Source organism: Neisseria sp. P0021.S007 (assembly GCF_051956855.1).
In genome coordinates, this window is the sequence record NZ_JBQCXA010000367.1 from 1 (window position 1) to 779 (window position 779).

Consider the following 779-nt stretch of genomic DNA (forward strand, 5'->3'; position numbering starts at 1 on the left):
GGTACGGCCGATGCGGTGAACGTAGTCTTCAGCCTGTTTCGGCAAGTCGTAGTTGATAACGTGGGTAATGGTTGGTACGTCGATACCACGTGCGGCTACATCGGTGGCAACCAAAATTTTGCAGCGGCCTTTGCGCAAGTCCATCAGCGTACGGTTACGCCAGCCTTGCGGCATATCGCCGTGCAGGCAGTTGGCGGAAAAACCTTTTTCATACAATTCATCCGCGATGACTTCGGTCATGGCTTTGGTGGACGTGAAAATCACACATTGATCGATATTGGCATCGCGCAAGATGTGGTCGAGCAGGCGGTTTTTGTGGCGCATATCGTCGCAGTACAGCAGCTGCTCTTCGATTTTGCCTTGATCATCCACACGCTCAACTTCGATGGTTTCAGGGTCTTTGGTCAGTTTGCGCGCCAGTTTGCCCACTGCGCCGTCCCAAGTGGCAGAGAACAACAAAGTCTGACGGTCGCTCGGCGTTGCTTCAACGATGGTTTCGATGTCGTCGATAAAGCCCATGTCCAACATACGGTCGGCTTCGTCCAGAATCAGCACTTCCAAACGTTCAAAATCAACTTTGCCGCTCTGCATCAAGTCCATCAGACGACCCGGAGTAGCGACAATCAGGTCAACCGGTTTGCTCAAAGCACGGGTTTGGTAGCCGAAAGATGCGCCGCCTACAATGCTGACAGTACGGAACCAACGCATATTTTTAGCATACGCCAACGCGTTTTTTTCCACCTGAGCCGCTAGTTCGCGGGTCGGAGTCAACACCAAAG

Annotated in this window: 1 protein-coding gene; it reads right to left on the reverse strand. The window is 52.6% G+C overall.

All coding sequences use genetic code 11. The features are described from left to right. A partial coding sequence (locus ACTHUR_RS13395) for a DEAD/DEAH box helicase (RefSeq protein ID WP_440399021.1) occupies positions 1–779 on the reverse strand: 779 nt, incomplete at both ends.